Source organism: Baaleninema simplex PCC 7105, assembly GCF_000332355.1.
Classification (GTDB): domain Bacteria; phylum Cyanobacteriota; class Cyanobacteriia; order Cyanobacteriales; family Geitlerinemataceae; genus Baaleninema; species Baaleninema simplex.
Genome location: NZ_KB235958.1, coordinates 3,140,800 through 3,155,054, shown reverse-complemented (window position 1 = coordinate 3,155,054; position 14,255 = coordinate 3,140,800). Strand labels below are relative to the sequence as shown.

At 54.4% G+C, this 14,255-nt stretch carries 10 protein-coding genes and 1 tRNA gene; 9 read left to right on the top strand and 2 right to left on the bottom strand.

From position 1 onward, the window contains the following. Nucleotides 1–38: 38 nt before the first annotated feature. From GEI7105_RS0116090 to GEI7105_RS0116070, 5 genes are all read left to right on the top strand, one after another. The gene (locus tag GEI7105_RS0116090) at nt 39–806 is read left to right on the top strand and encodes a YebC/PmpR family DNA-binding transcriptional regulator (RefSeq protein WP_017661459.1); all 768 of its coding nucleotides are present in this window, start codon (nt 39–41) and stop codon (nt 804–806) included. A gap of 123 nt (nt 807–929) precedes the next feature. Then, nucleotides 930–2,132, top strand: coding sequence for an RNA-guided endonuclease InsQ/TnpB family protein (locus GEI7105_RS0116085; RefSeq protein ID WP_026097708.1), 1,203 nt, complete (start codon nt 930–932; stop codon nt 2,130–2,132). 79 nt (nt 2,133–2,211) lie between these two features. Then, nucleotides 2,212–2,982 carry an imidazole glycerol phosphate synthase subunit HisF gene (hisF, locus tag GEI7105_RS0116080; protein WP_017661457.1) on the top strand — a complete coding sequence of 257 codons (771 nt, stop codon included), beginning with the start codon at nt 2,212–2,214 and terminating at the stop codon, nt 2,980–2,982. A 130-nt stretch (nt 2,983–3,112) separates the two neighbouring features. Next, nucleotides 3,113–3,301 (top strand): hypothetical protein, encoded by a 189-nt coding sequence (locus GEI7105_RS0116075; protein ID WP_017661456.1) that lies wholly within the window; start codon nt 3,113–3,115, stop codon nt 3,299–3,301. Nucleotides 3,302–3,381: 80 nt separating this feature from the next. Continuing rightward, a tRNA-Ala gene (locus GEI7105_RS0116070) sits at nt 3,382–3,454 on the top strand. A gap of 110 nt (nt 3,455–3,564) precedes the next feature. Here GEI7105_RS0116070 and GEI7105_RS0116065 read toward each other — a convergent pair. Then, nucleotides 3,565–3,960 carry a hypothetical protein gene (locus tag GEI7105_RS0116065; RefSeq protein WP_017661455.1) on the bottom strand — a complete coding sequence of 132 codons (396 nt, stop codon included), beginning with the start codon at nt 3,958–3,960 and terminating at the stop codon, nt 3,565–3,567. Nucleotides 3,961–4,244: 284 nt separating this feature from the next. Here GEI7105_RS0116065 and GEI7105_RS30880 point away from each other — a divergent pair, with 284 nt between their 5' ends. The 3 genes from GEI7105_RS30880 to glgP all read left to right on the top strand — a co-directional run bounded on the left by GEI7105_RS30880 (nt 4,245) and on the right by glgP (nt 12,081). Then, on the top strand, nt 4,245–7,322 hold the full coding sequence (locus tag GEI7105_RS30880) for a response regulator (RefSeq protein WP_017661454.1): 3,078 nt from the start codon (nt 4,245–4,247) through the stop codon (nt 7,320–7,322). Then, nucleotides 7,312–9,159, top strand: coding sequence for a two-component system response regulator (locus tag GEI7105_RS0116055; RefSeq protein WP_017661453.1), 1,848 nt, complete (start codon nt 7,312–7,314; stop codon nt 9,157–9,159). Before GEI7105_RS30880 ends, GEI7105_RS0116055 begins: the two co-directional genes overlap by 11 nt. 345 nt (nt 9,160–9,504) lie before the next feature. Beyond that, nucleotides 9,505–12,081, top strand: a complete 2,577-nt coding sequence (gene glgP, locus GEI7105_RS0116045; protein ID WP_017661451.1) for an alpha-glucan family phosphorylase — start codon at nt 9,505–9,507, stop codon at nt 12,079–12,081. 109 nt (nt 12,082–12,190) lie between these two features. On the opposite strand, the gene glgA is transcribed toward glgP, so the two are convergent. Further along, nucleotides 12,191–13,636, bottom strand: coding sequence for a glycogen synthase GlgA (gene glgA / locus GEI7105_RS0116040; protein ID WP_026097707.1), 1,446 nt, complete (start codon nt 13,634–13,636; stop codon nt 12,191–12,193). A gap of 234 nt (nt 13,637–13,870) precedes the next feature. On the opposite strand from glgA, the gene GEI7105_RS36120 reads away from it, so the two are divergent. Continuing rightward, nucleotides 13,871–14,212: a BON domain-containing protein gene (locus GEI7105_RS36120; RefSeq protein WP_083862402.1), complete on the top strand. Its 342-nt coding sequence runs from the start codon at nt 13,871–13,873 to the stop codon at nt 14,210–14,212. Nucleotides 14,213–14,255: the final 43 nt, after the last annotated feature.

The following is a 14,255-nucleotide window of genomic DNA, read 5'->3' as shown; positions in this document are numbered from 1 at the left end:
CGATCTCCTGAGACGATCGATCGCGCGATCGAGAGGTTATGGCTGGACATAGTAAGTGGGCAAACATCAAACGCCACAAAGCCCGTGTCGATGCGGCAAAAAGTAAAATATTCACGCAGATTTCTCGGGAAATTATCGTCGCGGCCCGTAGCGGCTTGCCCGATCCCGAGGCAAATTTCCAATTGCGAAACGCCGTAGCCAAGGCGAAAGCAGCGGGAATTCCCAACGACAACATCGAACGGGCGATCGCCAAAGGATCGGGAACCTTCGGTGACGGTGACGCCCTCGAAGCCATTCGCTATGAAGGCTACGGCCCCGGCGGCGTGGCGGTTCTTATCGAGGCCCTGACGGACAACCGCAACCGCACGGCGGCGGACGTGCGCGTGGCGTTCAGTAAAAACGGTGGAAACCTCGGGGAAACCGGCTGTGTCAGTTGGATGTTCGATCGCAAGGGAGTCGTTACCCTCTCGGGAGACATCGACGAAGACAAGCTGTTAGAAGTCTCGCTAGAAGCCGAGGCGGATTCCTACGAACTCACGGAAATCGAAGAAGACACGCCAGGGGCGGAAGTCTATACTACCGTCGAAAATCTGGAACGGGCGAGCAATACCCTCGAAGCGGCGGGGTTTACGGTCGATCGCGCCGAACTCTGTTGGATTCCTAGCAATACTGTTGAAGTCACCGACGCAGATCGAGCGCGATCGCTGTTAAAAATGATGGACGCCCTCGAAGATCTCGACGACGTGCAGAACGTCACCTCGAATTTCGAGATGGCGGACGAGTTAATGTCGCTGAGTTTGGTTTAGCAATCCCGCGAGAATCCTGCGTTTCTAATCTCCGATTGAAGCGCAGCCTGTACGCGGCGGCAAAGTGGCGGGTAAGCCGTTCGATCTACTATACTGTTTTTAACACGAGTTTTGTTTCCTCTAATGAAAGTCGTCAAGCTGAGAATCTATCCCACGGGGGAGCAGGAAGTTGCCCTGGCGAAAGCCTTCGGTTGCTGCCGTTTTGTGTGGAACCGTTCTCTGCAACTGACGACGGAAGCCTACCGCCAAACCGGGAAAGGCATCTCGGGGATGGAACTCAAAAAAATGCTTCCCCAATGGAAGCAAGAATTGGAATGGCTGGGAGACACCTATTCTCAATGCTTGCAAAGTTCGGTATTGAACTTGTCGAGAGCGTTTGTCAACTTTTTTGAAAGACGCGCTCGTTATCCACGATTCAAAAGCAAGCACAGGCGGCAATCCCTTCAATACCCGCAAAACGTCAGACTCGACGGAGATCGGTTACACCTTCCCAAGATTGGAGAGGTGTACTGTCGCGTTCATCGTTGGTTTGAAGGGACAATCAAAACTGTAACCGTCAGTCGTAATCCTGACGGACGCTATCACGCTTCAATCCTTATCGACGACGGTTCGGAAAAACCCGAACCCAATGCCGATGGCAAAGCCATTGGCATCGACTTAGGGTTGAAACACTTTGCCGTGACTTCTGACGGTGAAAAATACAACAATCCCCGTCACCTCAAGAAGCACGAGCGTAACCTCAAACGCAAACAGCGAAAACTGTCGAGGAAGCAACAAGGCTCGAACTCTCGCCAAAAAGCTAGACGGCTCGTGGCGCGGGTTCACAGCAAGATTGCCAACTCCAGAGCCGATTTTCTCCACAAGCTATCCCGCAAGGTAGTTAACGAAAACCAAGTGATTGTGGTGGAAGATCTGGCAGTTAAGAACATGGTCAGGAATCACAGCCTCGCACAAGCGATCGGCGATGTGGGTTGGGGTATGTTTTCGACGATGCTCAAATACAAGGCTGAGGCAGATGGGAAAGTCTATCTAGAAGTCGATCGATTCTTTCCTAGCACTCACCTTTGCTCGGAAACTCTATTACCGCTTCCCAAGATGGGACTTGACGTGCGGTCGTTTGAATGTCCGCAATGTGGGCAGATTCACGATCGAGACATCAATGCGGCAATCAATCTCAAAAACGAAGGCTTGCGGATCTGGGCCTCGGGAACCGGGGCTTCTGCCAGTGGAGGGAATGTAAGGCCAAAGGGAGGTCGAATTCGTTCGACGCTTCCCGAGGCAATTCCCACTGAAGCTGGAAGCCACTCATCAATCGCCTCGCGATGATGAGTGGTAGTTCACGCTGGTTGAGCGTCGCGTCTCGGGGCGCGTCTGGCGCTGTTCCCAAATATCGAAATTTGAAAGTATGTTAGCGAAACGGATTTTACCTTGTTTGGACGTGAGTGCCGGACGGGTGGTTAAGGGGGTCAACTTCGTCGATTTACAGGACGCGGGAGACCCGGTCGAGTTGGCACAAGCTTATAACGACGCCGGGGCGGACGAGTTGGTGTTTTTGGACATCACCGCCACCCACGAAGAACGAGATATCATCATCGATGTGGTGTACCGCACCGCCGAACGAGTTTTTATTCCCCTGACCGTCGGCGGCGGCATTCAATCCTTAGAAACCATTAAAAGTTTGTTACGGGCGGGGGCGGATAAAGTCAGTATTAATTCGTCGGCCGTACGCGACCCTGAGTTTATCAACCGTGCCAGCGATCGCTTTGGTAATCAGTGTATTGTGGTGGCGATCGATGCCAGACGCCGTAAAGACCTGACAAATCCGGGTTGGGACGTTTACGTGCGCGGTGGTCGGGAAAATACCGGAATCGACGCCCTCGAGTGGGCTGAAGAAGTGGCGAAGCGGGGCGCGGGGGAACTGTTGGTCACGAGTATGGATGCCGACGGAACCCAAGCGGGGTACGATTTAGAACTGACGCGGGCGATCGCCGAACGGGTGGAAATTCCCGTCATTGCCTCGGGAGGGGCGGGAAACTGTCAGCACATTTACGAAGCCCTGTCGGAAGGGAAAGCAGAGGCGGCTTTATTAGCGTCGTTACTGCACTACGGTCAGTTGAGTGTGGACGAGATTAAGAAATACTTAGCCGATCGCGCGGTGACGGTGCGATCGACCTAAATCTTAGAGCGGCGCGATCGCTTGACATATCGGGGGTTGCGAGAGTTTTGACTTTCTTGCTTCACCCCCCACCTTCTCGAATCAATTGTGTTAAGATATGTCAAGTAAATGAGTCCCGCTCGGCAAATCGATGATCGTAATTCTGTTCGTCGTGGTGGCCTTGGTCGCCTGGTCGCTACATCTAATGCAAGAGGCGATCGAACATCGAGAATTTTCTTTGATGTTTGCGGGAACGCTCGTGGCTGCTGCCGCTGCTGCCATGATGACGGTATACTTCCTTATGAGCCACTACGTCGGCTATCTCAGCCAAATGGCGTGACGATCGCCAGTCCGAAAAAAAAATTCCGAAACCTCTTGACAAACGGTCGAAGCTTCGCGCATAATAGTAAATCGTCGGACGGGGCTATAGCTCAGTTGGTAGAGCACCTCAATGGCATTGAGGGGGTCAGCGGTTCGAATCCGCTTAGCTCCATTAAGTCGCACTTGCGACTCAGAAATAAGAAAATCCCTCGAACGCTTAGCCTCGAGGGATTTCGACGTAGAGAGAGAAAGAAAAGAAGAGAGAAACCCCAAAGAAAACGGTCAAAAACGCACCGGACGTTCGGACTCTCGCAGGCGATCGGCAAAATAGCTCAAAACGGCCGGACGCAGCCAAGCATTGCGCTCGATTTCCTCGAACGCCGACTTCAAGCTCGACTGCCTTGCTGCCAGAGGTTTAACAGAGTCGCGATCGCCGAGTAACAAGCGGGCGACCTCGACAATATCCGAATACCGGCAGGGACAGGTAAACGGCTGCGTTCTATAAGACTGTAACGCTAACCGAACGACCCAGCCACTCAGCCCTGGAACTTGCCAAACCCAATAACACCGCAACAACCGCCGAAGAACGTGACTGCGAGTATTGAGCAGTAATATCGCACCTTGTGCGATGGTTTCGGCACTGTCGCGAACCACAGACGAAGAAGTGGGAACGAACATCAGTTTTTTTACACTGAAAAACCGTTGTTGAGGCTTTCAGTATCCCAATACACCCTAGAAACACTCTCATTTTAGAAAGCGAGTTCGAGCGATCGCCTCAGTGAATTTCGCTAAATTTCAAACCAGTTTCAAGCGAAAGTTCCCGAGAAAATATCGATCCAACTCATAAAATTCACGAAAACTTTAAAAGACAACAGATTTTTAAAGAGATCGGGTTCCCAGAACTACCAGACAATAGAACCAAGATTTAACGCTCTGTTGTTGCCACCTCTGACTGACGTTCTATGTGGACCGCTCTCGAATCGCTCCTGTCGCCAACTCAATATATGCCGCACGGCCAGTGTTACCTCTGGCAAACACCCCTCGTCTGGTTGCACGTCTTCAGCGACAGTCTCATCGCCCTGTCTTACTATTCCATTCCCGGCCTTCTCGTCTACTTCGTGCGTCAACGTCAAGACGTTCCCTTCCGCAGTGTATTTTGGCTGTTCGGCGCGTTTATCGTCGCCTGCGGAACCGGCCATCTGCTCGAAGTCTGGACGCTGTGGCATCCCGCCTACTGGCTCTCTGGCAGCGTCAAAGCCGTTACCGGATTAGTGTCTCTCTACACTGCCCTCACCCTCGTTCCCTTGCTTCCCCAAGCCCTTGCATTGCCGAGTCCCGAACGACTGCGAACCATCAACCAACAACTCGAGTGCGAAATCCAGCACCGCAAAGAGGCTGAAGCCGCCCTGCGCCAAGCCTACGATCGCCTCGAACAGCGAGTACGAGACGCCACCCAAGACTTGCGCGATCGCACCACCGAACTGCTCGAGACCAACACCCACCTCGAAACAGAAATCCTCCAGCGCCAAGACGCCGAAACTGCCCTGCGCCGGAGCGAAGAACGCTGGCAACTGGCCGTCCAAGGGAGCAACGAAGGCATTTGGGACTGGGACCTACAAAGCGATCGCGTGTTTTTCTCCGCCGGATGGAAAAAACTGCTCGGCTACGAAGACGACGAAATCGCCGACGACCCGGGCGAATTTTGGACGCGCCTCCATCCCGACGACATCGCCACCGTCCGCAACGCGATCGCCACCCATCTCCAACAACAAACCGATTACACCGTCGAATTCCGAATGCAGTGCAAAGACAGACGGTACAAATGGATACTCACGAGAGGCCGCGCCTGTTGGGACGACACCGGACGCCCCATCCGTATGACTGGCTCCCACATCGACATCAGCGATCACAAACAGGCCGAGACGGCCTTACGAGAAAGCGCCGCTCGCGAACGAGCCATCGCCCGCATCATCACGCGCATGAGAAAAACGCTCGACCTCGAGAAGATCTTCAGCGCCACCACCGAAGAACTCCGAAACGCTCTCGAGTGCGATCGCGTTCTCGTCTACCGCTTTCTCCCCGACTGGAGTGGAACCTACGTCGCCGAATCCGTCATCCAAACGTACCACCCCCTCATCGATACCGCCAACCTACATCCGAAACTGACTCGCGTTGCCGTCCAGCGCGTCGGCTGTGCGGCCAGTATCCTCGAAAGTGCCGACGATATCGTCCAAGACACCTATCTTCAAGAAACCCAAGGTAGCTTCTACCGCCAAGGCAAAACCTATCGCGCCGTCACCGACATCTACCACGCTGGATTCGACGATTGCTATCTCGAACTCCTCGAACAGCTCGAGGCTCGGGCTTATATTATCGTGCCGATTTTTTGCGGAAAAACCCTCTGGGGACTGCTGGCCACCTACCAAAACGACAGACCGCGCCAGTGGACGGCCGCCAACATCAAAATCGTCGTGCAAATCGGCTCGCAACTCGGCGTCGCCGTACAACAAGCCGAACTGCTGGCGCGAACCCAGCAGCAAGCCGTCGAACTCCAGCAAGCTAAGGAAACGGCCGAAGCCGCAAACCGGGCCAAAAGCGAATTTCTGGCCAACATGAGCCACGAACTGCGAACGCCCCTCAACGCGATTCTCGGCTTTACACAACTGTTGCAGCGACAGTTTTCGAGTGCTTCCGAGCAGGGACAACATCTCGAAACGATCGCCGGGAGCGGCGAACACCTGCTCGACTTGGTCAACGAAATTTTAGATATGTCTAAAATCGAAGCCGGACGCGTCGAACTCGAAGAACGTAATTTCGACCTGTACCGATTCTGCGATCGCTTAGCCAGTATGCTACACCTGAAAGCACAGAGTAAAAGACTGAGGCTTCACTTCGACATTGAAGAAACCGTTCCTCAATTTATCCGAGCCGACGATCGCAAACTCCAACAAGTGGCCGTCAACCTGTTAGGAAACGCCCTCAAATTCACCGAAACCGGGAGCGTCACCTTCGAGGTACGCCTGCGATCGCTCGATCCGATCGCCGCCTCCTGCGTGCTTCACTTTGCCGTTGAAGATACCGGCCCCGGCATCAGCGAGGACGAGCGAGCGTTGTTGTTCGAGCCGTTCGTCCAAACTAGCACGGGTCTCCAGACCACCGGCGGCACCGGTTTGGGACTGACCATCGGGCGGCGTTTCGTCCGATTAATGGGGGGAGAAATGCAGGTCGAAAGCCAGGTCGGCCGGGGATCTCGGTTTTTCTTCGACCTTCGAGTCAAACTGGCGATCGCCAGCGATCTCGTCTCTGAGGGAGAGTTGCCCCACCGCTTGACCGTTCTCGCTCCAAACGAAACCATCTATCGGATTCTGGTCGCTGAAGACGAACCCACCAATCGCAGCTTGTTAGTCCGACTGTTAAAAACCGTTGGCTTTGACGTGCGGGAAGCCGAAAACGGTCGAGCGGCCGTTGACTGCTGGCGAGAATGGAAACCCCATCTCGTTTGGATGGATATGCGAATGCCAGTTCTCGACGGTTACGAAGCCACCCGTACCATCAAAAACGCCTCCAACGGGTGCGAGACGGTCGTTATCGCACTGACCGCCAGTGCCTTTGAAGACGAACGACAGGCCGTCCTTGACGCCGGATGCGACGACTTCGTGCGAAAACCCTATCGAGCGGCCGAAATTTTGGCGAAAATCCAGCAACATCTCGGCGTCCAGTACGCCGACGACTCTGGCGATCTCAGCGACGATCTCGTAAAGGAATCGTTGTCTGAAACCGACGAGCGGGACTCGATCGAATTCCAAGGAGATCGGACAATAGAGTGCGATCGCATCCCTGCCGAATGGCTCGAGCGTTTGCACGACGCCGCTCTCCAAGGGAGTGACGATAGCGTTTTCGAGTTAGCGGCCGAACTCCCCGAAACCGAAGCCTCTCTCGCGCGAACGTTAAGCGATTGGGCGCGAAACTTTCGCTTCGATCGCATCCTGAACTTCATCGACCTGACGACACGCGACCCGAACGAAATCCATGACTGCTGACGATCGCCCCACCTACGAGATTCTCATCGTAGACGACACCCCCAACAACCTGCGCCTGCTCTCGAGTATGTTATCGAAGCAGGGGTATCGCGTTCGCAAAGCCCTCAACGGCAAGCTGGCACTGGCTTCAGCCCAAACCGCTCCCCCCGACCTCATTTTGCTCGATATCATGATGCCGGATCTCGACGGTTACGCCGTGTGCGAAACGCTCAAAGCCGACGAGCGAACCCGAGACGTTCCGGCGATTTTTCTCAGCGCCCTCAACGATCCTTTCGATAAAGTCAAAGCCTTTTCGCTCGGGGCTGCCGACTATATTACTAAACCGTTCCAACTCGAAGAAGTCCTGGTGCGCGTGCAGAACCAACTCAAGTTAAAAGCCACCGAACGCAAAATCCGACAACTCAACGCCGACTTAGAACAGCGCGTGCGCGAACGAACCGCACAGCTCGAACAGCACGCTCGTCTCCTCGAAACGACCAACCAAGAACTCCTCGAAGAAATTCACGCCCGCAAACAGACTCAAGACCGTCTGGCACAGATGGCGTTTTACGATAACCTCACCGATTTACCCAATCGCGTTCGGTTGAACCAACATCTTTGTGAGACGATCGCCGCCTTGCCAAACGATAACGATCGAGGCGCGGCCGTGCTGTTCGTCGATTGCGATCGCTTCAAAATCGTCAACGACTCCCTCGGACACACCATCGGCGACGAACTCCTCAAAGCGATCGCCGCCAAACTTCGCGCCACCTTACCGTCCGATTGCTTTTTAGCCCGTTGGGGGGGTGACGAGTTTATCGTTTCCTTCACGGCTTCAAATGTTTCAACGCGTGCGACGGTCGTGGCGCAACGCATCCTCGACGCTCTCACCGAGCCGTTTGACTTGTCCCACCATTCGATTTTTATCAACACCAGCATCGGCATCGCCTGGACGCAAGCGGCCAGTTGCCCCCCCGAAGAACTGTTACGCAACGCCGATGCAGCCATGTACCGTGCTAAATTCCTCGGTGGCTGTCGCTATCATCAGTTCGACCCGACACTACACGCCTCGGCCGTGCAACGCTTGCAACTCGAAAACGACTTGCGCCGAGCCTGCAACGCCTGTGAGTTTTCCTTGCACTACCAGCCGATCGTAAACTTGCAAACTGGCGAGCTATCTGCCTTTGAAGCTTTGCTGCGTTGGGTTCATCCCCAACGAGGTAACGTTTCGCCAGTCGAATTCGTGCCGTTGGCAGAAGAAACCGGTCAGATCGAAGCGATCGGGGCGTGGGTTCTCGAAGAAGCTTGCGGCCAACTCCGTCGCTGGCATCAAGCGGGGGTGTTGTCCCGATCGGTGTCGGTGAGCGTCAACCTTTCGATGCGCCAGTTCGTGCGCCCGGACTTTCTCGACAGTCTCGATGACATTTTGACGAGATCGGGTCTCGACCCGAAATGTTTGAAGCTCGAAATCACCGAAACCGCCCTGATGGAGAATTCTCAGCGCACGCTGTCCGTTCTCCAACACCTCAAACAGCGTCAGATTCAAGTGAGCATCGATGACTTCGGAACGGGATATTCTTCGTTGAGCTATCTCCACCGTTTCCCCGTCGACATCCTCAAAATCGATAAATCCTTCGTGCAGAATACCGAGGTCAACCCCGAGCAGTTCGGGTTAGTTCCGGCGATTTTAGCCCTCGCACGGGCGACGAACCTCAAAGTCATCGCCGAAGGGGTCGAAACAGCCCAACAGCGCGATCGCTTAGCTCGTCTCGGTTGCGATTTCGCTCAGGGTTATTTTTTCGCCAAACCTCTTCCCCCCGAGGCGATCGCGCAACTTCAAGAATCTCGGTATCTTTGAGGTGAGGAGCAAGTTTCAGGGAAGAGGGGGAGAAAGGAAGAGGGGGAGAGGGGGAGAAGGGGAGAGGGGGAGAAAGGGAGAGGGGGAGAAAGGGAGAGGGGGAGAAGGGGAGAGGGGGAGAAAGGGAGAGGGGGAGAAGGGGAGAAGGGGAGAAGGGGAGAGGGGGAGAAAGGGAGAGGGGGAGAAACTGTTATCTGTTAACTGTCTTCACTGGCGACTGGTGACTGGCGACTGTTTTCTGAGAAGGGTTCGGTTGCAAACAAAAAGCTTGTGTTAAAAAGCCGCCTTCTCTTCAAAGCATGACGCAACAATGAGAGCAGTTGCGATCGCTCTTTGGAAATTCCTATGCAACCGATCTATAAATTTAACGTTTCGCCGTCTCTTCCCGATACACTCGAACCCTTACGCAAACTGGCGTATAACCTTCATTGGGACTGGAATACCGACACGAAAGATCTCTTCCAACGGCTCGATCGCGACCTGTGGGAATCGAGCCGCCACAACCCCGTTTTGATGCTGGGGACGATTTCTCAACAGCGACTGCAAGAGGTGGCTGAAGACGAAGGGTTTATCGCCCACATGAACCGCGCCGCCCTGCAACTCGACGACTACCTCACCAACCGCCCTTGGTATCGCCAACAACGAGGCAAGGAGCGGGAGAAGCAAGGTAGCGATTCTGAATACTACGCCTATTTCTCAGCAGAGTTCGGACTCTGTCGCGCCCTTCCCATTTACTCGGGAGGTTTGGGCGTCTTGGCGGGCGATCACCTCAAATCTGCCAGCGACCTCGGTTTGCCTCTAGTGGGGGTCGGTCTGCTCTATCAAGAAGGCTACTTCGCTCAATACCTCAACGCCGACGGGTGGCAACAGGAACGCTATCCGATCAACGACTTTTATAACTTACCGCTACATCCGATCCGCAATCCCGATGGCAGCGAACTGAGGATTTCAGTCGATTATCCCGGTCGGACGGTGTACGCCCGCGCCTGGAGAGTCCAAGTGGGAACGGTATCGCTTTATATGCTCGATACCAACATCGAACCCAACAGCCAATACGACCAAGACATCACCGACCAACTCTACGGTGGCGATAAAGACCTCCGCATCCATCAAGAAATCATGCTCGGCATTGGAGGGGTCAAACTCCTCAAAGCCTTGGGGTTGAACGTGACCGCCTATCACATGAACGAAGGCCACTCGGCGTTTATGGCGCTCGAACGGATGCGAATGTTGATGCAAGAGGAGGGGCTGAGTTTTGAAGCGGCCGAACAGGTGGTGGTTTCGAGCAGTATGTTCACCACTCACACGCCCGTCCCCGCTGGTTTCGACCTGTTCCCCGCCGAGATGGTGATGCACTATTTGGGACACTACGCTGAGATTTTCGGGCTGTCGCGGGAAGAGTTTCTCGCCCTCGGACGGGAAAATACGGGAGATTTTTCGGCACCGTTCAACATGGCAATTTTCGCGATTCGGATGTCGGGATTTATCAACAGCGTCGCCAAGCTACACGGTAAGGTGTCTCGGGCGATGTTCCAGCATCTTTGGAATGCGTTACCGACTGAAGAAGTCCCCGTGACCTCGATTACGAACGGCGTCCACGCGCGATCGTGTGTGGCGAAGGAAACGCAGGAACTCTACGATCGCTATCTCGGTCCGGAATGGTCGACGAGCGGGGCGAATAAGGAACGACTCTGGCGGCGGGTGCTGTCGATTCCCGATGAGGAACTCTGGCGCAACCACGAACGACGTCGGGCGGAATTAGTCGTGTTCGCGCGGGATTGGCTGGTGAAATGTCTCGAAGAACGGGGTGCGTCTCTGAAGGAAATCGAACAGGCCAAAGACGTTCTCGATCCGGGGGTGTTGACGATCGGGTTCGCTCGCCGCTTTGCGACGTACAAGCGGGCGACGCTGTTTTTGCGAGATCTCGATCGCCTCAAACGCATGATGAACCATGCCGATCGCCGGGTGCAGTTCGTCATTGCGGGGAAAGCTCACCCGAAGGATATGCCGGGAAAAGAACTGATCCGCGATATCGTTCACACGGCTCGCGATGAGGGGATGCACGATTGGTTAGTGTTCTTGCCGAACTACGATATTGAAATGTCGCGGTTGATGGTGGCCGGATGCGATGTCTGGTTGAACACGCCGCGCCGTCCTCGGGAAGCTTCGGGTACTAGCGGCATGAAGGCGGCGATGAACGGGTTGCCCAATCTCAGCGTTCTCGATGGTTGGTGGGACGAGGCCGATTACGCTCGCACGGGTTGGGCGATCGGTCACGGGGAAATGTACGACGATCCCAACTATCAAGACGAAGTCGAAGCCAACGATCTCTACGATCTCCTCGAGAAAGAAGTGATTCCGCTGTTTTACGATCGCGACGCCGACGAGATCCCCCACGGTTGGGTAACGAAAATGAAGGATGCGGTTCGCCTCAACTGTCCGACGTTCAATACGGCGCGAATGGTGAAGGATTACGCACGGCGCGCTTATTTCGTGTTGAGCGATCGCTATGTGGCGATGACGGAAGATCGCTGTCAACCAGCCAAGGAACTAGCGCAGTGGAAACACCGCGTCGAACGGGATTGGTACGAGATGAAGATCGATTCGGTCGAGATTTCCGATTCGACAGACGTACAGGTCAACCAACCGATTTTCGTGAAAGCTTGGCTCGATTTGGCTGCGTTACAACCTGAAGACGTGACGGTGGAGCTGTATCGCGGGGAAGTCGACGATCGCGGCAATATTATTAACGGAACGCCGGTAGCGATGGAATATTGCGGGAAAGAGGGCGATCGCAGTCTCTATCGGGCTGAAATTGCCTACAACGTCAGCGGTTTACAAGGGCTGTCGTTACGGGTGCTGCCCGACCATCCGGGGTTGAGCAATCCTCACGAAATGGGCTTGATTTTGTGGGCGCAATAGCTGCGCTGTCAAGTTCGGTCTCCGAATGCAGAAAAACCCCGGCATCTTACAGATTTCGGGGTTTTTCTATGGCGAGTGACAACCGAGCGATCGCCCGTTCTGTCTGACGTTAGGAGTTAGCGACGGCTGTTTCTTCGGACGTTTGAGCTTGCTCCTTTCGCACGTCCTCCTCTGTACGCGGGGGCAGTCCGTAAATGCTGCGATAGAGGTTGTCGTAGGCTAACGCCGACTTGTCCCAACTGAAGTCTTGACGCATTCCCCGTTGTTGGAGCGTTTGCCAGCGATCTTTGTAGCGGAAGCTTTCCCACGTCCGAACTAGCGAGGTGTACAGGTCGAGGGGTTCGTAGCGATCGAAACAGAACCCGGTTCCCTGTTCGCCCATCGGATCGTGGTGGGAGACGGTATCGACCAATCCTCCGGTACGGCGGACGATGGGAACGCAACCGTAGCGCATCGCCAGCATTTGACTGATACCGCACGGCTCGAAGCGACTCGGCATCATGAAGGCATCGCTTCCGGCATAGATGCGACGGGCGAGACTGTCGTTATAGAGTAAGTAACTGGCCATGCGCCCTGGATAGCGGGTGCTGAGTTGCCACATTTGCGTCTCGTAATATCGTTCGCCGGTTCCCAACAACACGAACTGACAATCGGTATACGCCATGAAGCGATCGAGAATTTGCAGTAGTAAGTCGATGCCTTTTTGTTCGACGAGTCGCGTCACCATACCGATGAGGAACGTTTCGGCGTTGACTTCTAAGCCGAGTTCTTCTTGCAGGGCGACTTTGTTCGGTTTGCGATCTTCGATGGTGTCGGCGGTGAAGTTCTGCACCAAGTGGGGATCGGTTTCGGGATCGTAGCTTTCGGTGTCGATGCCGTTGAGAATGCCGCTGAGTTTGCCGCTGATGAAGGAGAGCAATCCTTCGATTTTCTCGCCGTATTCTACGGTTTGGATTTGCTGGGCGTAGGTGGGGGAAACGGTGTTGACGCGATCGGCGAACTGCACGGCTGCCGCCATCGTGTTGTGACCCTGCATATACCACGGACACCAGGTAATGCGATCGAGATACCAACGCCAAGGCCCTTGATAGGCCAAGTTATGAATGGTGAACACGCTGGTAATGTCCGGTGACTGTCTCATCCACACGGGAATCATGCCGGTATGCCAGTCGTGACAGTGAACGATGTCCGGTTTCCAGTAGTTCCAGCAAAATTCCGCCGCACCGTTGGCGAACAGGGTGAACCGCCAGTCTTCGTCGTCGCCGTAATACACGCGGCGCGGCACGAACGAGGGATGTCCGAACAGGTAGAGGGGAACGTCACTCTTGGGAAGCGTGGTTTCGTAAACGGCGAAGGATTGGAACATGGCGTATCCCCACCAAATCGGCTCTTGAGGAATTTCTATTTTGTCGGGCAAAAAGCCGTAGTAGGGCATAAACACGCGGACGTCGTGTCCCAATTTGCGTAGGTATTTGGGCAGTGCGCCCACAACGTCACCCATTCCACCGACTTTTGCCAGTGGTGCTGCTTCTGCCGCGACAAATAGAATTCGCATTCTTGACCTCTTCGCTGACGTTACCAGTAGCGTTTAATCTGTTTGCTTGCAACAGTAACAGATTTTTCCCCAAACGATACATTTCTTTGCAATTTCCCTCGATCGCCGAATCTATCTCGATCGAACGAGGAAACAGTCTTTCTTTTGGTAGACGTGCGGGTGTAGGGCTTTTTTTACAGTTGGGGTGTGGGGTCTGTAGACAGATGCGGTCGTTAAGTCAGCCCTTGCGATCGCATCTCCCCGATCGACGCCACCGATCGCGAAATCGAAGCGGCGATCGAAGATGCGTCATCGTACGATCCGCGCCTTTCCTCCTTCGAGATCGGCGTTGAAGTCGATAACGGCGTCGCCGTCCTCGCAGGAACGGTGGACAACTTAAAAGCGAAGCTGGCCGCCGCTCAAGATGCCAGTAATACGATGGGCGTCTGGCAGGTGGAAAACAACATCGACGTCGAACCGGAAACTCGTCCGTCCGATGCTGAAATTTCTCAAAATATCGAAGCGTCGTTACGTCGAGATCCCTATCTCGAGGTTGGCGAAATCGATGTTTCAGTGGGTCTTCGCAAAACAAGGTGATAAGAAAAACTTATTAAGTAAAGCAAGACAGAAAGCGCATTCG